We start from the raw sequence: 18,910 nt of genomic DNA, 5'->3' as shown, positions 1-18,910 counted from the left end.
ATCTATAAAGAACACTGGATAAATATTTAAGCGGACATGTTTTTCACAGTTTGACGCTGACATTTCTAAATTATTTTTTTTTACTTATTTATCTTATCCAGCTGTTCTTTTTGGCAAAAGTATCCAGATTCTATAGAGATTTAAGATGTTCAGACACAGAGGGAAAAACAGAACTTATTTTCACAATCTTAAGCTGGCATCAGCACTTTCATTCGTTGCCGGAATAGTGAATATTGTAGGTGTTTTGTCTGTTAAAGTGCTTACAACCAATATAACAGGACACTTTGCTTTCTTTTCTGAAGAGATTCTTCTGGATCATTACAGCGAAGCGCTTACTTATTTTCTGTTTATTATCTGTTTTCTCGGTGGAGCCTTTTGTTCCAGCTTTCTGGTTGAATTTTCATCAGGACACAGGACAGTTCGTCCGCATCTCATCCCTTTAATAACCGAAATCTTAATATTAGGATTTGTAGGAATGTCAGGTTATGAGGAATTAAAAATTTCGGTATCTCCTCATGCAATTGCAGGACTTTTGCTGTTTGCAATGGGAGTTCAGAATTCATTGGTGACAAGAGTATCTCAGTCTGTAGTGAGAACTACTCATCTTACGGGATTATTTACTGATCTGGGCATAGAACTTTCAAAACTGTTTTTTAAAGAAAGAAAAAATGAACAGCGGCAGCTTAAAAAGAATATTACGCTGAAACTGGTGATTATTGCCTGTTTTTTTTCAGGATGTATCATTGGTGGTTTTGGTTACAGCATGATTCAGTTAAAAACACTGATTATGACTGCAGGGTTATTGTTCTGTGTAATCCGGTACGATAAACTGCTGTACAGGTATTATTCCTTAAAAAGGAAGTTGAGATAAAACAAAATAAAAAAGGATATTCCGGTGATTGGAATATCCTTTTAAACTTATGGAGTTACAGGCTGGATCACAAAAGTCTCCGTATCTGTTGTATGGGCGGAAAAATAACCCAAAGCTCCATTGTTGATATTACTTGGGGGATTGGCTGGAGTAGCACCACCGCCATTGCCTCCGGAAATTTGAAGCAGCGCACTATAATAAGTGAATATATTGTTATCAATAGACTGCATTTCTACATGGATTTTGTCGCCTACTATCACTTCATGGTCTCTGCCGTCGTTATCATCATTAGGCAGAATCAGTGGCTGTTGGTTAGGCATTCCGTTATTTACATTGTCGGAAAATGTATTCATGTATTTTTTAGGAAGATCATTGATCGTAAAACTAAAAAGATAACGGTTGCCAAGCGGCATCGGATCGGTAAAAATCGGTAAAAGGGTATAAGTAGTTTTGGTGCCAAATTTGAACGAACTCTGTTCAAGTCCGTCAAAATGAACAATTTCAGGCATGCTGCTCTGAGCGGTATACTGCTTTCCTTCCGCCTGTATCTTCAAAGTATAAGTTCTTCCGGGCTGACCCACAAAAGTGGTTGTCTGATACATACCGTTTCCTGTGTACTGCAGTGTTTCGGTTTGGCCCGTATTATCACTTAAAATAACCTGAGCGCCCGTTACAGCCGGATATTGATTAGGTTCTGAGAAACCTACTGATTTTGTAATTCGTACAGTATAAGGCCCTGGTTCATTGGTTACATTTCCTTCGATGACAATATTTCCGCCCTGATTATTCAGGTCCAGATCGATCTCTTTTTCACAAGAGGTTAATGCGAAGAGAGATAATATGATATAAAAAGTATTTTTCATGATTTAGAATTTGAAGTTATAAGTGATATTGGGTACCCATCGGAACAGAGAAGTCTGCATTGCACGTGTTGTTCCGGGACGATCTGGATTGTCTTCAAAATTGATTGTGTAGGCATTTTCTCTACCGTAAAGATTATAAATACCAAAGGTCCATGAACCACGGAATCGCTTATTGGATGTTGGCTCATAAGTCGCACTCAGATCCATTCTGTGATAGGCAGGCATCCTGTCAGCATTTCTGTTGCTGTACTGGAATATGGTTTGTCCGTTCAGCTCATATTTTCCGGTAGGGAAGGTAACGGCATTTCCTGTGCTGTAAACGAATAATCCTGAAAAGCTCCATTTCGGATTAAGCTGATAAGTGGCAACGATAGACAGGTCGTGGGTTTTATCCATTCTGGCGTTGTACCATTCATTATTATTAATCCCGTTGATTTTTCTTTCCGTTTTAGAAAGGGTATAGGAAATCCATCCTGTAAGTTTTCCGCTTTTCTTTTTGGCAATAAGTTCCAGCCCGTAAGCTCTTCCTTTACCGAACAACAGTTCACTTTCTACATCAGATCCGGCATCAAATCCGATCTGAGCCCCATTTTTGAAATCGATTTGATTTTTCATGGATTTATAGTAAACTTCAGCATTCAATTCATAATTATTGTTGTTGAAATTTCTGCTGTAGCCCACACTGATCTGGTCTGCAATTTCAGGTTTTACTGTATAACTGCTTCCTATCCACTGGTCAGTAGGATTTCCGCTGTTGCTGTTGCTTAGAAGGTGAAGATTCTGTGTGTTTCGGGAATAACCTCCTTTTACACTGCTTACTTCATTGATTCGGTAGTTTGCGCTAATTCTTGGTTCAGGATTCACATACGTTTTCCCGAATTTTCCTTTCTCTAAGAATTTACTGTCGGTAAGTACCCCGTTTTCATACGTATTGAAAGTATCTCCTCCCAATACACTGAATATCGCAAGTCTTACTCCGTAATTGATGGTTAATTTTTCTGTTGCTTTAAAATCATCATTGATGTACACTGCGTTTTCCCATGAGTATCTCGGATTTCTTGGGAAACTGCTCACTGTAGTACCGGAAGCGCTGCTTGGAGTAAGGGTATGATAAATAGACTGAAGACCGAAACGTACAGAATGCTTATTCCCGGCAAACCAGGTAAAATCCTGCTTAAGGTTCCAGTCACGTATTTTTGAATTTAAATCAAATACCGTATCATCATTTTTCAGACTGATTTTATAATCATAATTACTGTAGATGAATGAAGTATTGGAGAATAGTTTACTGCTGATAATGCTGTTCCATCTCAAAGTGGCCGTAGTATTTCCCCAGTCTGTATTGAACGTGTCTCCCAGTCCCAGAACATCTCTTCCGAAGTATCCCGAAAGATAAATACGGTTGTTTTCGTTGATCTGATAATTAGCTTTCAGGTTAAGGTCATAAAAGTATAACTTGTTATCCTTATAATCTTTGTTGGTTTTAAGAAACAAATCCGCATACGTTCTTCTTCCCGAAACAATGAATGATGATTTTTCCTTCTGAATAGGCCCTTCCACACTCAGTCTGCTGCTGATAAGACCGATTCCACCATTCAGGTTGTAGTCCTTATTATTTCCATCTTTCATTTTGACATCCAGTACAGACGAAAGCCGGCCTCCGTACTGTGCACGACTGTTTCCTTTGATGATACTGGCATCTTTCAGAGCATCACTGTTGAAGGTGCTGAAAAACCCAAGAAGGTGAGACGCGTTATAAACAGGTGCTTCATCCAGTAATATCAGGTTCTGGTCAGTAGCACCGCCTCTTACACTGAATCCGCTGCTTCCTTCACCGTTACTTTTGATACCCGGCAGAAGCTGTATGGTTTTCATCACATCCTTCTCCCCAAAAAGAACAGGAAGTTTTTCTATACTTTTGATATTTAACGTTTCAGCTCCCATTTGAGCGGAGGTTAAATTTTTATCCTTTTTAACAGCGGTTACCACTACTTCATCAATGGCCTTTGTGGTCTCTTCCTGAGGCAGAAGAGGAAGATCAAGTTTCATATTCTGATCTACTTTGATCTGCTGTTCAAAATCTTTATATCCCGGATTGGAAATAATGACGGTATAAGTACCAGCAGGAAGTGAAAGAGAGTAAAATCCATACTCATTGGCTGTAACGTTGATGCTAGGATCTTCACTTACTTTTACTGATACTCCTATGAGCAGCTCACCGTTTTTTTTGTCTTTCACAGTTCCGCTTACAGAATAGGTTTGCTGGGCTATTGCCAGGGTACTGAAACAGAGCGCTGCGGTGGCAGCGGTAATTTTTAAAAAGGATGTTTGCATTAGTTTATTTTAAAGTAGTAGATCTCTTGTATAGGAATTAATGTTTTGTTGATGTACGATTAGTTAGATGAATAGGGGATTTGTTACACGTAACAAATTAATTATGAAATAAATCCATTGAAAATGGGTGCTGTTGAAAATGGTAAAAGCAAGAATAAGGTGAGACTGTTACATAAAAAATAATATTATGCATTGTATATTGATTTATTAATTGTTTTTTAGTTAATTATGTTAAAAAATAAATTATTAACGGTTGTTGTGTGAACTTTATTGCTGTTTGTTATAAAAATTATACCCCTGAACACTTAAAGGGCTTTTATATCCTGTGACATAAAGACCTTTTTAATTTAAAAGGTTCTTTCGGAGCTTTTGATCAGAATTTTAGTCTTATCTTGGCTAAGAATTAAGAGGAAAGAATATGGAAAATGTAAAAATGTGGATCAGGAAAAATGGTTCAACAGCAATACTGACAATATTATTCATTATTGTATTGGTGAATAAAGATGCAAAAGCATGGCTGATGAGACAGGTTGCTTCCACAGGAATCCTTAATTCCAGTATATCAGAAACAAAAGAGGATCAGAATGCTTCAACACGAGTTTCCTACGCCGGGTTTATGCTGAAAAATGAAGACGGAACCGTCATTAATATTTCTGATTTACAAAATAAAGTAGTTTTCATTAACTTTTGGGCCTCATGGTGCCCTCCCTGCAGAGCAGAGTTTCCCTCAGTTCAAAAGCTGTACGATCATTATAAAAACAATCCGGATATGGTATTTCTTACCGTAAATCTGGATGACAACACTGCTCTTGGAAAATCATATTTAAAAGAAAAAGGCTTTACAGTTCCTTTTCTGGTACCGGCTGGCAATATTCCCGGAGTACTTTACAGTGGATCATTACCTACAACCATTGTGCTGGATAAAAAAGGCGAAATCCGTCTGCATCATAAAGGATTAGCAGATTATAGTAAAGATACTTTTTACCAGCAGATTAATGAGCTGTTGAAACAAAAGCCTTAATTTTTACAGCTATGATTTCTTTTGTCATATTAACTCTAGTAGAAATAGAATCTGAAATATTGAAAGTGAAAAGTCCTTTGCAGAATTTTTCCAAAACAATACTATTTCCTTTCTCTGAACGATACAGGAACTGGGTCACTCAAATACCAACAGCAGAAATTTCTTCTGAAACGATCCTGTATAATTCGGTGGAGGCTGTCAATGAGAATAAAGAATTTGAGCTTACTGATTATTGGTGTTTTGCAGGTAACGGGCAGGGTGATCGATGGTTCCTGAATATTAATGATCAGGTTTTTTTCTATAATCATGATTATGATGAAAAGATGGAACCTATGAATATTAATTTTGAAGAATGGTTGCAAATGGCTTTTGTTATCCGGCAGTTGGATGTTTATTTCGATGAATACGACAACATCCCGGAACCTGTTCAACAAGAGTTTTATAAAACCCTGAATCGGCTTCATCCAACATTAAGTGATGTTTATCCGTTTGCATTTTAACACTGTTTATATCATCAAGACAATGAATTTAAATGTCTTGATGAAAAAAGAGTACTTTTATATTACAAGAAATAGAACATGCTGCATTTGCTAAGGTCTCACATTGAAAAAATTATTCCGCTTAATGATGATGAATTTGAATTCATATCATCCTGCTTTACGTATAAAAAATATAAGAAACATCAGTTTTTGGTACAGGAGGGAGAAATGGTGCCTTATAATTATTTTGTTCTGAAAGGTCTTCTGAAACTTGTTTATACCGATGAAACCGGAAAAGAACACATTATTGGATTTGCGATGGAAGACTGGTGGGAAACAGATTTTCCGGCTTACTATCAGCAAACTCTGGCAACGATGTCCTTGGAATGTCTTGAAGATACAGAAGTATTGTGTCTTCAGTTAGAAGATTACAAAAAGCTGTGTGCCCATCTGCCAAAACTGGAACATTTTTTTCTGGAAAAAGCATATATGGGATTTATTACTGCTCAGCAGCGAACCATTTCCATGATGACAACCGGAATAAAAGAACGATATGATCAGCTTTTGAAAAAGTATCCTTCTCTTGTCCAACGTGTCCCAAAATCTCTTTTAGCCGCTTATTTAGGCGTTTCCAGGGAAACTTTAAGCCGTCTGCCATTGTAAAAAAGTGATCGGACTCACCTCATAATCGTGATCCGAATCACACAGATTTGCTGTAGTTGTTCTGCAATTTTGTACCGTAACATATAACAAATTCATACAATGGAAAAAAGAACGGTTAACCCATGGAAATGGCAGGATGAGAGAAGCTATTCTCAGGCTGTAGAGGTAAAAAATGTTGAAAGTACTTTATACTGCTCAGGGCAGGCGGCTATTGACCCTGATGGAACATCCAGTGATAAAGATATGAAATCACAGCTGGAACAGGCTATTGCCAACCTGGAAGAAGTGATCCACACAGCGGGATATGAATGTAGTGGTATAGTAAGATTAAATATCTATACAACTTCTACTGCAGAACTCTGGCCATATTTTCCCATTCTTCAGGAGTGGATTGCCCAACATAAAATACAGCAGGCCGTAACGATGCTTGAAGTAAAAGGGTTGTTTGAAACATTAAAGGTTGAGCTTGAAGCAACGGTAGTGAAATAAGTGATAAATATGAGTTAAAATACAGACCTTCAAAATGTAATTTGGAGGTTTTTTCTTACATTTATCTTATACCAATTAACATTGATCGAGACATTATGAATATTCAACTTTTTTCAAAAAACGTTTTAGTAGGTGGGGCAACTCAGGGAATAGGAGCAGGAATTGCTCTGGAATTGGCAAAATGCGGAGCGAATGTTACCGTTATGGCCCGCAATGAAACAAAACTTAAAGATTTCGTTTCTTCACTGCCGGTCATCAATCCGGAACAGAAACATGAATATCTGGTGGCTGATTTCTCGGACTTTGAAAATTATAAAAAAATTATAACAGGATATTTTAATGACCATTCTGTTGATATTCTGGTGAACAATACAAACGGTCCGGAACCAGGTTTAGCACTCGATAAAACCCCGGATGATTATCAGAAAGCATTTGATCTTCTATTTAAAACGGTTTGCGAAACAACACTATTGGCTCTGCCTCATATGATCCAACAGAAAAACGGCCGTATTATCAACGTTTCTTCTCTGTCTGTTAAAGAACCAATTGGAAGTCTGGCATTGTCAAATTCTATCCGTTCTGCGGTCATTGCGTGGGCAAAAACTCTTTCTAATGAAATTGCACAACATAATATCACCGTAAATAATGTTCTTACAGGATATTTTGATACTGAACGGATTCAAAAACTGGTTACTCATGAAGCTCAGCAAAGTGGTGATTCGGCGGAAGAAATAAAAAAAGCAAGAGAAAATAAGATTCCCATGAAAAGATTCGGGCAGCCGGAAGAATATGGCCACCTGGTAGCTTTTCTGGCCTCAGAATATTCAAATTATCTTACCGGAACAAGCATTCCTTTGGATGGAGGATTGAATAATACATATTAAAAAATGGTAATTCCATACAATTTTACACTAATCCTGTTATTTTATGCCTCTGTCATTCTGAATGTAACGAAGTGAAGTGAAGAATCTAAGCAGTATATGAGATTCTTCCTTCGTCAGAATGACAATGGTGTAAGGCTATTATAGTCACCTTAAAAACTTATAATTAATAAAGTATATTTAAGTTTTTTTAAATCTTTATTTTCTTCTTATATGAACTTTTTTATACAGGTTCATTTTAAACTAATTGAATTGAAATTAACACTTTTATGACTTTTGTGGTTAGAAATAAAAATATGTAAATAAATTTTCTTTCATGTAATAAACCCTTCCTCCCGGTTGTCATATACATATTGAAAATATTATATGAAAAACTGGTCTTTTAAAAAATGGAACACCGTACTGGGATGGTTCCTTTTCGCTGTTGCACTTATCACTTATCTTTCAACCATGGAGCATTCCCTGAGTTTTTGGGACTGTGGAGAGTATATTTCTTCTGCAGTAAAACTTGAGGTGACCCATGCTCCGGGAGCTGCTTTATTCCAGATTGTAGGAGCGGTGGCGAGTATTTTTGCCTTGGGAAATGGAGAAAATTATTCCATTGTGATCAATGCCATGTCAGCATTGTTCAGTGCATTTACTATTTTGTTTCTGTTCTGGACGATTACCCATTTTTTAAGACGGCTTTTGAATAAAGATTTTGAAGGTGTTACCAGATCTCAGGAGATTTCAATCCTGTTTGCTGGAGGCATCGGAGCTTTATGCTTTACTTTTTCAGATACCTTCTGGTTTTCAGCAGTAGAAGGAGAGGTCTATGCAATGGCTTCTATGTTTATCGCGTTGCTGGTCTGGCTGATCACCAAATGGGAGAACGAATCTAAAGTAGCTGACAGCGAGAGATGGATCATTCTTATTTTCTTTGCAATAGGACTTTCTGTGGGGGTACATATGATGTGTATGCTGGCTATTCCTGCCATATGTCTGGTATATTACGCCCGAAACTATACTTTTTCCTGGAAAAGCTTTCTGGTAGCTAATCTGGTAACGTTGGGAATTCTTGCTTTTGTATTCAAGATTATTTTCCCTTTGGTGATGACGATATTTGGAAAACTTGAGATTTTCTTTGTAAACGGGCTGGGACTTCCTTTTCATTCAGGGACGATTGTAGCATTTGTTCTTATGATTGCTATGAGTTATTTCCTGATTAAATATGCGAGGAAAACAAAAAGAAAAGTTTATCAGACCATCGTTTTGTCACTGGTTTATATGATGATTGGTTTCTCTTGCTGGCTGGTAATTCCCATCAGGGCAAATGCCAATCCGCCGATGAACCTTAATGATCCGGATACCGCAATAGGAATGAGAGATTATTACAACAGGGTACAATATGGTGACTGGCCCACAATTTATGGACAGAACTACACGGCATTTCTCGACAGAAACGGCTTGGAAAAAGATGAAGACGGAAGCTACAAAAGAGATGTGACCGGAGATATTTACGAAAAAGATGAAAAAACCGGAACCTACAGAAAAACCGGGGAACGATTCAATTATGTGTTTAATAAATCGCATATCAGTTTCATGCCGAGGATGTTCAATGAGGATAAAGAGGTTACCGCCAATTATATTGCCTTGTATGGCGCTCCTGATTTTACTTTCAATTATGATAATGAAGAAGTAGCAGACAATCCGGAGGCTAAAAGGATTTTTGAAGACCTGAGAGCAAAATATGAAGGAGATTCCATTACCGCAGAAGATTATCTGAAAGTAAAACCTTACGATCTTATTAAGGTAAAACGCCCTTCTTTTGCCCAGAATATGGATTATTTCATCTCATTCCAGAACGGATACTACTTTGTCCGGTATCTGATGTGGAATTTCGTAGGAAGACAGAATGATCTTGAGGGACATATGGAAAATACCAATGGTAACTGGATCTCAGGGTTTTCTTTCATTGATAATGCGTTGTTGGGTGATCAGGATCATATGCCGGCTAAATTTAAAAATGAAAGTACCGTCAAGTTTTTCTTTCTGCCATTGATTTTAGGGCTTATAGGTTTCTTTTTTCAGCTGAACAGGGATTTCGGGAGATTTTATGCTGTTCTTTCACTGTTTGTTCTTACAAGTATGGGAATTGTCTTCTACACCGGGGTAAAACCATTTGAAGTAAGGGAAAGAGATTATGCGATGGTAGGCTCGTTCTATGCTTTTGCTATCTGGATTGGTCTGGGAGCAGGAGCTGTTCTTTGGCTGATTCAGTCTAAACTTAAATCTAATACAGCTAATATTATGCTGGGAGTTGTGTTGCTGGGGATTCCTTTTATGATGGGGTTCCAGAATTATACGTCACATGACCGCAGTAAAAAGACTGCAGCCCGTGATTATGCCTATTCATTTTTACGTTCGCTGCCTAAGGATGATATTATTTTCATTTATGGTGATAATGATACCTTTCCGGTTTGGGCAATTCAGGAAACGGAAAGATTCAGGGATGATGTGAAAACGGTCAATTTTACTCTTTTAGCCACGCCCTGGAATATAGATCAGGTAAAAAGAAAAACATACAATGCCAAGGGAATTCCGGGAGAACTCACTCACGAAGAGTACAGAGACGGTGTCAACGATCAGGTTTATCTGATGAAAAAAGAAGATTGGGAAGGACTTTTCCAAATGTTGAAAGAACAGGGAGCACCGGACACAGCTTTCCAGGAGTTCAGAAAATATCTTACCCAGGATTCTCTGACGGTGAAAGATGCTATCAGGTTCCTTAAACTTAAATCTTCCGAAAAAGATGAATTGCTGAAGATGTATTTCGGGGAAAAGCAATATGAAAAATATAATATTCTTCCGGTAAGTAAATTTATTCTTCCGGTAAATAAGGAAAATGCTGTAAAATCGGGGATTATCAATCAGGCTGATCTTTCTAAGGCAGTAGATCAGATTATGATCAATTATGAAGCAAATACCCTTTACAAAAGCAATCTGATGATGCTGGATATGCTGGCTAATTTCGACTGGAAACGTCCCATTAATTTCTCATCTGGGGGAATGTATGAAAGTGAGAATATCTTTTATCTTGACGAATATTTACAGTTTGACGGTTTCAGCTACAGATTGGTTCCTATTCACACGCCTCAGAGTCCGGATGGGGATAAAGGAAGAGTAGATGCCAACTCACTTTATCAGGTGGTGAAAAACTTCAGATGGGGGAATTTTAAAGACCTCAGTGTTTATTATAATGAAACGGCAACTTCCAATATTTTAGGTTACAGAATGTCCGTAAGCAGGGCTGTATCTGCACTTGTAGTCAGCGGACAGAAAGCGAAGGCATTAGAACTGCTGGACCTTGCAGCGAAAGAAATTCCGGTTGAAAAATACAATGATCCAAGGTCATTAAGTTCAATGGTAACCGGATATATTGTTGCAGGACAGGAGCAGAAAGGTCTTCAGCTGGCGGAAACCCTTAAGAAAGGAATATTTGAAGAATATGACTACTATCAGAATCTTTCTCCGGCATTTAAAGCGGCTGCCAGAAAACAGATGAGGTCAAAACCAATGGAATATGCATTAGTTGTTTCAGCAGTTACAGAAGCTTACAAAACATTAGGGCAGAATGAAAAAGCACATGCTTATCTTTTAAAGTCAATGGAACCGATTGATAGAAAATTCAGTGTTTTTATAAAAGGATTACAGCAAATGGGCAAAGAAAAAGCGATTAAAGAATCTGAAAATGTACGGCAGATTGCACCTTTTTACCAATATTTATTCAATGTCATGGAGCCTTTTGATTCTGCATATTCCAGAAAAAAGGAAATTGAAATTACCAATGCTATGATGAAAGCGACACAATAGATTATAAATGGAAAAGAGTCTGTTTCAGAAGTGTCATTCTGAATGAAATGTAATGTAATGAAGAATCTCATGTATATGATTATCAATAAGATTCTTCCTTCGTCAGAATGACAAAAGTCAACAATTTGACTTTTGAAACAGCCTCTTTTTAATTATAGAAGCTATCTAAACTTACAGTGAAGATTCTTAACCACAAAAGTCACAAAAGTTTTAAATATGCAATTTTTTCTAGAGCCAAACTTTATACATAATAAGTGCCTAAGTTTTGTGAAAATCTTTGATTTTCATCTTATGTGAACTTTTATCCGACATTATTTTAAACTTATTTGGACTAAAGTTTTTTAAAATAAAAGCTTTTGTGACTTTTGTGGTTTTTTCTGAAGTTTAACTAGCATCAATAAAATAAAGTCAAACTTATTTCCAGAATTCATCTTGATAATCATCCTTTTCTTCTGTATGAATATTATTCAGCGCTGTTCCGATTTTTTCTAGAACATGTACTTCCAGTTTTTCTTCAAGATGAGGAAACCATTCGCGCTCTTCAAAACGGATATGCTGTTCCAGAAGGTCTGCAAAATCTGAGAAAAGATCAATGTTTTCTGAGGATGAAATTTGAGAAACAATATTCTGAATCTGTCTGTGCTCTTTCTGTATACGGAGCGTATATTCATCTTCAAGATAAAGAAACAGAATTTCTTCTTCTTCTCTGAAATGCTTTTTCAGATGATGATTCCAGAAATACAGAATATAATCTTTGATCCGGGAAACCTCAATTTCTTTTCTCAGTCCCTGTCTTATTTTCCAACTGCATAGAAGCCCGAAATGGTGATCTTTGGAAAGCGGGATAATATTTTCATTGCGTTTCATGATTTTTTTTGATTAAAGGTAATCAAACCTCACAAGCTGGATAACTCATGAGGCTTGAATAAAGAATGCTAACGTTTTTCTTTCAACGACCAACCCAATTTAAGTCCGATGATGAAAATTACCAGAAGCAGCTCACCTGCAGCCAGTAAAATATCTCCCGGAACACGCATCCATCTCAGGAAGTGCATGATATCCGTCTGCATAAATTCTGCAGAACGTGCATACCAGTAACCTTCTTTTATAGAAGCTACCGACTGCATAATGCCTATAGGAAGAAGACTGATGGTTACCATTACCAGCAAGCCGATATTAGTCAGCCAAAAAGCCCAGCCTATTAATTTATCATTCCATTGTCTGTCAGGATAAAGTCCCCGTAATACAAACAACATTAATCCGATTCCTAAAATTCCGTATACTCCGAACAAAGCAGCATGGCCGTGAACAGCGGTAGTATTCAGTCCTTGAATATAATAAAGCGCAATAGGCGGATTGATAGCAAATCCAAAGATTCCGGCACCCAGAAAATTCCAGAAACACATTGCAATGAAACAGTAGATCGGCCATTTATAAGCCTGAATCCACTTGGTTGATTTACTCAGCTGGTAATTTTGGTATGCTTCATAGCCAATCAGGACAAGCGGTACAATTTCCAACGCACTGAAAGTAGCTCCTAATGCTAATACTGCTGTAGGAGTAGCACTGAAATAAAGGTGGTGGAATGTTCCCAGAATCCCCCCGGCAAGAAATATAATCGTAGAAAACAATACTGAATTCGTGGCAGATTTCAATCTCAATAATCCCAGTCTTGTAAATAAAAATGCTGCGACTACTGTTGCGAATACTTCAAAAAAACCTTCTACCCAAAGGTGAACTACCCACCATCTCCAATATTCTGCAATGGCCATATGGGTTTGTCTTCCATACATTAATCCTGCTCCATAAAATAACGCAATGGCTACAGCTGAAAGAGTAAACAGTGTCAATAAATGACGGTCTCCATCTTTACGTCTTAATGCCGGAAGAAGAGCTCTTACCATTAAAATCAACCATAGAATAAGGCCAACCAGCAGCAAAATTTGCCAGACTCTTCCAAGTTCCACATATTCATAACCCTGGTGTCCCCAAAGGAAATTATCAACAAGACCAAGCTTTTGCATTACACCAAGCCACTGTCCGGTAAGAGAACCCAAAACAACGATCAGTAGAGCTCCGAATAAAATATTTACTCCCAGCTTCTGGTACTTCGGCTCATGCCCGGAAACGGCCGGGGCAATATAAAGTCCTGTTGCCAGCCATGAGGTAGCAATCCAGAAAATCGCCAGCTGTACATGCCAGCTTCTGGAGACCGACTGAGGTAAAAACTGATCCAGAGGAATACCGTAAAATCCGCTTCCTTCCACACCATAGTGAGCGGTAACGACTCCGGCCAGCATTTGAACCAGAATCAGTAAAGCAACTACCCATATATATTTTAAAGTAGCTTTCATAGAAGGAGTAGGCTTCATATTTCGCAGCGGATCTTCGAGTGGAAGGATTTCACTGACTTCTTCCTCTTTATTTCTGGCATGGTAAAATACCAGAAGACCTACACATCCCAACAGGAGCAGTACGCTGAAACCAGACCATAAATGCAGTGAAGGCGGAGGAACATTTCCTACCGATTCATCATGCGGCCAGTTATTGGTATACGTCACATCATCTCCGGGTCTTTCCGTAATACAAACCCATGTGCTCCAGGCAAAGAAAGCATTCATCTGAGCCATTCTTCCGGTATCTTTGATGGTATTCTCCGGGATGGCATACTGATCCCGGAGTTTTGCCATAGAAGCATCATTCATAAATAAATTTGAATAATACTTGGCTAATTGTTTCTGTACTTCAGCCCGTTCAGGAGAGAAAATAATTTCATTACTGTTTTCATTAAAGGTGTTAGTACGAAGTTCTTTCTTCAGCAATACCTGATATTTGGCCTGTTCATCATCCGGAAGGTCTTTATATACTTTACCGTCTTTTTTGGCCAATTCATCAAGCAGCAGCACAGATTCCCTGTGAAGGTAATCCGCAGTCCAGTCCGGAGCAATATAAGCACCATGTCCCCAGATACTTCCCACTGTTTGTCCTCCAATAGACTGCCAGACATTCTGCCCGTCTTTTATATCCTGTTCGGTAGCGATCACAGTTCCATCTGTAGTTACTACTTTCTCAGGAATTGGAGGGATTTTTCTGTAAATTTCAGTTCCATAAAAGATAAGAACAGCAAACGAAGTAACCATTACTACAGCAAGCCATATCCAAAGTTTTTTAGGTGTCATTCTGTATTATTTTTTATGATTCAACGGCAAATTCTTTCTCTAGTCGGACTGCTTTTAGGAAAAGGATATTATTTTCAAGATGAATGTGTTTATGTAAGTCATTTTCAAAATCCTGAAGCATGGCAAATGCTACCTTGTACGTATTGCAGGCATCTGCGGGAGGAAGATATTCATCCGTGATTTCAGCAATCTTTCTGAAACGTTCTCCTTCTATTGTATGTTCATGCTGCATCATATTAACAGGGTTTTCTACTGTTCCGAAAGCAGGTTGGAGGAGTACTTCGCCTGATATTCTGGCTTTCACCATATTTCTTACGAAAGGAAACAGGATCAGTTCTTCTTTTTTCATATGAGCTGCCAGATCATGTGCCGATTCATTGAATATTGCATTAATTTCAAACAGCTCCGGATGTCTGTCTCCGTGAACTTTGCATAATTTATCAAGGAAAGCTTGCAGAACAGGTGTCTTTTCTTCTACATAACGGTGATGGGTTTTCTCAATATAATCTGCCAGTAAATCCAAAGGCCAGCTATTGAAATCTATTGCAGATCCTTCATTTTTCGGAAGAGCTTCGAGTTCTTCATAGATTTTTTCCGGAGCCAGTTTTTTATTGCTGCAGGCTTCTTCTATGGTTCTTCCGCCTTTACAGCAGAAATCAATTCCGTGTCTTTTAAAAATTGCTGCCGTTCTGAAATCTTCAGCAACCATATTTCCTATAAAGTCTGTTCTTGTATTCATAATATAATACTTTTTTATCTTTTATTATTTTAAATTTTTTTACTACTTCTTAAGTGACAGAATATATTTTACCATCAACTTGGCATTATCTTTACTCAATCCTGCGTGAGGAGTCATGGGAATTTCTCCCCAGTTGCCTTTACCGCCGTCAATAATTTTCTGTGCAAGCATATCAAGATCTGCTTCTTTGTATTTTGCTGCAACTTCCTGATATGCGGGGCCTACAAGTTTTGAATCGATTTTATGACATGATAAACAATCTGTTCCTTCTACAAGAGATTTTCCTTCCGCAATATCTGCATCAACTCCTGAAAGAGGAGTGGCGGCTGGTGCTGCTTCCTGAGGTTTGGGCTCTTCCAGCATTGTATTGGTTTCCTTCGGTTGAGGAATAGGATCTGTACCTTTTTTATCTGAACATGAAGTTACAGCGAGTGAAAACAGCACAGCTGTTACAAGTAATTTTTTCATAATCTTATCCATTTAAAGTTGTATTTGTTTTTTTATTTCGTTCACAATAGCTTCATAATCGCTATCGAGCCCTTCTTTTTGAAAAGCCAGAGTTCCCTTTTTTGAATACACTGTAATGATGTTGGAGTGGGAGAATTCAATAGGAGAGATCTGTTTATATTTTACAGCCATTATATTAGCCAGTTCCCGGATATCTTCTTCATTACCCCGGATGAAACTCCATTCTTTTTCATCGAATCGGTTAACATACAGGTATCTCTTCATTACTTTTGGAGTATCATTTTCCGGATCAATGGAGATTAATACATATTGAATATCCTTTGGGTCTACTTTTCCTACTTTCTGAGCAATGGTTCGCATTTCTGCGGTCAGTTTTGGACAGGCCGTTTTACAGGAAGTGAAAATCATTGCGGTTACCAGTACTTTTCCTTTCAGATCTGAGAATGTAATGTTTTTGCCATCCTGTTTTTCCCAGTTTGTCTGTACGTTGTAGATGGATTCTGGGCTTATCTCTTCATTTTTCTTGCCGCAGGATATCATGATCAAAGCCAGTAATATCAGGGTTATATTTTTCATAAGGGTCAATTTTTGTTTTTAGCACATCTGAATCCGAGATTATTAAGACAGTAATCTGCTTTTATACTTCCTCTTAATGCGTACCGGATAAAAGCTGCGTAATTTCTTAAGTCAGAAGAGGTTACTGCTGCTCCGGCACAGAAGAGGTTGTTATTCACGGTATTATCTTTTCTGGATTCACCGCTCATCATCACTGAATTGAAATCATAAGTCCATTCCCAAACCATTCCATACATGTTATAGATTCCGTAATAATTGGGTAGTTCTTGTTTTATAGGTTGTTTGTTTTTATCCTTTTTTTGATACGCTTTAAGAATATAATCCGTAAAAGTGGGATCTTTGGAGGCATCCGGAGATTGTTGATCTGCCAGTGCTGCATATTCCCATTCGTTGATTGCCGGAAGTCTTTTTCCTGTACTTTTTGCATACGCTTCAGCTGCAAACCATGAAATATTGGTAACGGGTGCTTCCGGACTTATTCCTGCCGGGATTTCGTAGTCACTTTTCCAATGTTTCAGATAATTACTGTCTGCATAAAGTTTTAGTACTTTACTTCTTGTCCATTGAGGATTTGCTTTAAGAAATTCAAGATATTCCCGATTCGTAACAGGGCTGTCATCCAGATAAAAAGTCTGTACCCGTACAATCCTTCCCGAATCTTTTCCGATGAATGCCTTATACATTCCTCCCGGTATTTCAATCATTTTTTTCTGACTTACAACCAGGTTTAAATGATGTTGAGCTGGAATTTTTATCTTCGGACTTTTCGTCTGTTCAGAACAGCATGTCATTAGTGAACATACTGCCAGACCTACTATAACTACAAAAGCTCTCATTGTTTCTCTTTTGAAATCCCAATGAACCTTAATTCATTACTGATTCTTTTTATATACTGCCGGATTTTCTGGTCCTGTTACTTTAATCTTACCTAAAGCACCTTTGTTGAATGCCCTGAAAATCGCGTGATCTACAATCACATATTCTCCGGGAACTGTTGCTTTAAACTCTACGATAGACGCTCCTCCGGGAGGAACTACCGTTGTCTGTACATTGTCATTTATTTTGCTGCCTCCTTCGATGTATACTTTATCAAAGATTTCACCAATAATATGGAAAGAAGAGGTCAGGTTCGGACCGCCATTCCCAACAAAGAATCTTACTGTTTCCCCTGTTTTTACCTGAAGTTCTTTATCCCCTAAAAGAGATGCTGTATTTCCGTTGAAGACTACATATTCGGGATGTTCGGCAATCGCTTTGTCCATGTCAAACTCCTGCAATCCTTTGTCTCCGAATTTTCCTTTAGTATAAAAGTCTCCCTGCATGATGTAGAATTCTTTGTCTACTTTTGGAAGACCGCCTTCAGGCTCTATAAGGATAAGACCGTACATTCCGTTGGCAATATGCATTCCTACAGGTGCTGTTGCACAATGGTAGACATATAATCCGGGGTTGAGTGCTTTGAAAGTAAAAGTTGCTTCTTTACCAGGAGCCACAAAAGTAGCTTCAGCACCGCCGCCAGGTCCGTTTACTGCATGAAGGTCAATATTATGCGGAAAGGTATTATTTTCATGGTTTTTAAGATGAAGTTCAATATCATCTCCAACTCTTGCCCGTATAAAGCTTCCGGGAACCGTTCCGTTGAAAGTCCAGAAATTATACTGTGTTCCATCTGCCAGTTCTCCTGTTTTCTCTATCGTTTCCAGTTTTACAATAATTTTTTTAGCAGCACGGTTTCCCACTGGAGCCGGAACATTGGGTGGAGCTGGCATTTTTAATTCTTCGCTTGTGCCATCCGTTTTGATATTCTCTGTATTGGCACCATTCATTGTATCTGACGAAGTGCTTTGTTTGCAGGCATCCAATATCATCACTGTGCATAATGCTGTGGTGAGTACGATCGTTTTTTTCATAATAAGGGAATTAAGAATTTAAATTTTTCTGCTGGAGTAAGCATTGTATAGAATTGCTTCAGTATTCATTTTTTGTTTGGTAAATTGTAAGCCTATGGCTATACACAGGATGATTGCTTTGGCAGATTCGGCATAGATGAAATAGTTATGCATTTCTGAGGATCGAACAGGTTTTCCGGCTGATAGCAGTTGGGCCCGGATATCAAGAACTGGGAGCATCCAGAACTTCTCTAACAGGAGGATTGCTAATAAAAAAGCTATTAATATAAAGTCTGTTTTCGTATACTTTTTTCTGCTTATAAGCATTCCTGCTATAATAAGGATCAGAAAAACACACTGTATTTTAGTGGATATTCCAAACATCATCATTCCCAGTTCAAGCGCTACAGGAAGCGTCATTCCCGGAACCTGAAACTTCATTGGCGTTTCCAGAAAACTGACCGTGATAAAAACACCCACCATCAGGCAAAGCATCATTAATACAAGAGGATTTTTAGCATTCAGTTTCATCTTTATTTAGATATTAACACCTTTTTGTCTTTTATTAAATAATTTTTTGAATGAGTTTCTTTAAACTATCAATAA

Annotated in this window: 16 protein-coding genes and 1 pseudogene; 7 read left to right on the top strand and 10 right to left on the bottom strand. The window is 38.0% G+C overall.

The window, feature by feature from the left end:
- The first annotated feature begins 145 nt into the window (after positions 1-145).
- Entirely contained in the window at positions 146-871 is a 726-nt protein-coding gene (locus LC457_RS06355; RefSeq protein ID WP_223599123.1) for a YoaK family protein, read from the top strand.
- Between the two features lie 47 nt (positions 872-918).
- Here LC457_RS06355 and LC457_RS06350 read toward each other — a convergent pair whose 3' ends face one another.
- The gene (locus LC457_RS06350) at positions 919-1,734 is read right to left on the bottom strand and encodes a DUF4249 domain-containing protein (RefSeq protein WP_223599122.1); all 816 of its coding nucleotides are present in this window, start codon (positions 1,732-1,734) and stop codon (positions 919-921) included.
- 3 nt (positions 1,735-1,737) lie between these two features.
- Positions 1,738-4,068, bottom strand: a complete 2,331-nt coding sequence (locus LC457_RS06345; protein ID WP_223599121.1) for a TonB-dependent receptor — start codon at positions 4,066-4,068, stop codon at positions 1,738-1,740.
- Between the two features lie 418 nt (positions 4,069-4,486).
- On the opposite strand from LC457_RS06345, the gene LC457_RS06340 reads away from it, so the two are divergent.
- From LC457_RS06340 to LC457_RS06315, 6 genes are all read left to right on the top strand, one after another.
- On the top strand, positions 4,487-5,089 hold the full coding sequence (locus tag LC457_RS06340) for a TlpA disulfide reductase family protein (protein ID WP_223599120.1): 603 nt from the start codon (positions 4,487-4,489) through the stop codon (positions 5,087-5,089).
- 11 nt (positions 5,090-5,100) lie between these two features.
- Positions 5,101-5,589, top strand: coding sequence for a hypothetical protein (locus LC457_RS06335; RefSeq protein WP_223599119.1), 489 nt, complete (start codon positions 5,101-5,103; stop codon positions 5,587-5,589).
- 78 nt (positions 5,590-5,667) lie between these two features.
- A complete protein-coding gene (locus tag LC457_RS06330; RefSeq protein WP_223599118.1) occupies positions 5,668-6,231 on the top strand; it encodes a Crp/Fnr family transcriptional regulator in 564 nt (187 codons plus the stop codon).
- Between the two features lie 99 nt (positions 6,232-6,330).
- On the top strand, positions 6,331-6,720 hold the full coding sequence (locus LC457_RS06325; protein WP_223599117.1) for a RidA family protein: 390 nt from the start codon (positions 6,331-6,333) through the stop codon (positions 6,718-6,720).
- Between the two features lie 95 nt (positions 6,721-6,815).
- Positions 6,816-7,604 (top strand): SDR family oxidoreductase, encoded by a 789-nt coding sequence (locus LC457_RS06320; RefSeq protein WP_213278791.1) that lies wholly within the window; start codon positions 6,816-6,818, stop codon positions 7,602-7,604.
- Between the two features lie 363 nt (positions 7,605-7,967).
- Positions 7,968-11,453, top strand: coding sequence for a DUF2723 domain-containing protein (locus LC457_RS06315; RefSeq protein ID WP_223599116.1), 3,486 nt, complete (start codon positions 7,968-7,970; stop codon positions 11,451-11,453).
- A 414-nt stretch (positions 11,454-11,867) separates the two neighbouring features.
- Here the strand turns inward: LC457_RS06315 and LC457_RS06310 are convergent, their stop codons facing one another.
- From LC457_RS06310 to LC457_RS06275, 8 genes and pseudogenes are all read right to left on the bottom strand, one after another.
- Positions 11,868-12,320: a hemerythrin domain-containing protein gene (locus LC457_RS06310; protein ID WP_223599115.1), complete on the bottom strand. Its 453-nt coding sequence runs from the start codon at positions 12,318-12,320 to the stop codon at positions 11,868-11,870.
- A gap of 68 nt (positions 12,321-12,388) precedes the next feature.
- Positions 12,389-14,632, bottom strand: coding sequence for a nitric-oxide reductase large subunit (locus LC457_RS06305; RefSeq protein ID WP_223599114.1), 2,244 nt, complete (start codon positions 14,630-14,632; stop codon positions 12,389-12,391).
- 13 nt (positions 14,633-14,645) lie between these two features.
- Positions 14,646-15,371 carry an iron-sulfur cluster repair di-iron protein gene (gene ric / locus LC457_RS06300; RefSeq protein WP_223599113.1) on the bottom strand — a complete coding sequence of 242 codons (726 nt, stop codon included), beginning with the start codon at positions 15,369-15,371 and terminating at the stop codon, positions 14,646-14,648.
- 42 nt (positions 15,372-15,413) lie between these two features.
- Positions 15,414-15,839 (bottom strand): c-type cytochrome, encoded by a 426-nt coding sequence (locus tag LC457_RS06295; protein WP_223599112.1) that lies wholly within the window; start codon positions 15,837-15,839, stop codon positions 15,414-15,416.
- 12 nt (positions 15,840-15,851) lie between these two features.
- A complete protein-coding gene (locus LC457_RS06290; RefSeq protein WP_223599111.1) occupies positions 15,852-16,415 on the bottom strand; it encodes an SCO family protein in 564 nt (187 codons plus the stop codon).
- 5 nt (positions 16,416-16,420) lie between these two features.
- Entirely contained in the window at positions 16,421-17,251 is an 831-nt protein-coding gene (locus LC457_RS06285) for a formylglycine-generating enzyme family protein (RefSeq protein WP_223599110.1), read from the bottom strand.
- A gap of 39 nt (positions 17,252-17,290) precedes the next feature.
- Positions 17,291-18,325, bottom strand: a pseudogene (gene nirK / locus LC457_RS06280) (copper-containing nitrite reductase); the annotation flags it as partial.
- Between the two features lie 18 nt (positions 18,326-18,343).
- A complete protein-coding gene (locus LC457_RS06275; RefSeq protein WP_223599109.1) occupies positions 18,344-18,835 on the bottom strand; it encodes a hypothetical protein in 492 nt (163 codons plus the stop codon).
- Positions 18,836-18,910 lie beyond the last annotated feature (75 nt).

The sequence above is a fragment of the Chryseobacterium sp. GVT01B genome (genome assembly GCF_019970045.1).
Classification (GTDB): domain Bacteria; phylum Bacteroidota; class Bacteroidia; order Flavobacteriales; family Weeksellaceae; genus Chryseobacterium.
Note: the sequence above shows the minus strand (reverse complement) of the source record. Positions and strands in the feature narration are given on the sequence as shown.

What these genes read in the sequence shown, in the direction of transcription:
- LC457_RS06330 (WP_223599118.1), top strand. Translation starts at nt 5,668, where the DNA reads ATGCTGCATTTGCTAAGGTCTCACATTGAAAAAATTATTCCGCTTAAT.
- LC457_RS06345 (WP_223599121.1), bottom strand. Translation starts at nt 4,068, where the DNA reads ATGCAAACATCCTTTTTAAAAATTACCGCTGCCACCGCAGCGCTCTGT.
- LC457_RS06315 (WP_223599116.1), top strand. Translation starts at nt 7,968, where the DNA reads ATGAAAAACTGGTCTTTTAAAAAATGGAACACCGTACTGGGATGGTTC.
- LC457_RS06335 (WP_223599119.1), top strand. Translation starts at nt 5,101, where the DNA reads ATGATTTCTTTTGTCATATTAACTCTAGTAGAAATAGAATCTGAAATA.
- LC457_RS06295 (WP_223599112.1), bottom strand. Translation starts at nt 15,839, where the DNA reads ATGAAAAAATTACTTGTAACAGCTGTGCTGTTTTCACTCGCTGTAACT.
- ric (WP_223599113.1), bottom strand. Translation starts at nt 15,371, where the DNA reads ATGAATACAAGAACAGACTTTATAGGAAATATGGTTGCTGAAGATTTC.
- LC457_RS06290 (WP_223599111.1), bottom strand. Translation starts at nt 16,415, where the DNA reads ATGAAAAATATAACCCTGATATTACTGGCTTTGATCATGATATCCTGC.
- LC457_RS06350 (WP_223599122.1), bottom strand. Translation starts at nt 1,734, where the DNA reads ATGAAAAATACTTTTTATATCATATTATCTCTCTTCGCATTAACCTCT.
- LC457_RS06310 (WP_223599115.1), bottom strand. Translation starts at nt 12,320, where the DNA reads ATGAAACGCAATGAAAATATTATCCCGCTTTCCAAAGATCACCATTTC.
- LC457_RS06340 (WP_223599120.1), top strand. Translation starts at nt 4,487, where the DNA reads ATGGAAAATGTAAAAATGTGGATCAGGAAAAATGGTTCAACAGCAATA.
- LC457_RS06305 (WP_223599114.1), bottom strand. Translation starts at nt 14,632, where the DNA reads ATGACACCTAAAAAACTTTGGATATGGCTTGCTGTAGTAATGGTTACT.
- LC457_RS06320 (WP_213278791.1), top strand. Translation starts at nt 6,816, where the DNA reads ATGAATATTCAACTTTTTTCAAAAAACGTTTTAGTAGGTGGGGCAACT.
- LC457_RS06275 (WP_223599109.1), bottom strand. Translation starts at nt 18,835, where the DNA reads ATGAAACTGAATGCTAAAAATCCTCTTGTATTAATGATGCTTTGCCTG.
- LC457_RS06355 (WP_223599123.1), top strand. Translation starts at nt 146, where the DNA reads ATGTTCAGACACAGAGGGAAAAACAGAACTTATTTTCACAATCTTAAG.
- LC457_RS06325 (WP_223599117.1), top strand. Translation starts at nt 6,331, where the DNA reads ATGGAAAAAAGAACGGTTAACCCATGGAAATGGCAGGATGAGAGAAGC.
- LC457_RS06285 (WP_223599110.1), bottom strand. Translation starts at nt 17,251, where the DNA reads ATGAGAGCTTTTGTAGTTATAGTAGGTCTGGCAGTATGTTCACTAATG.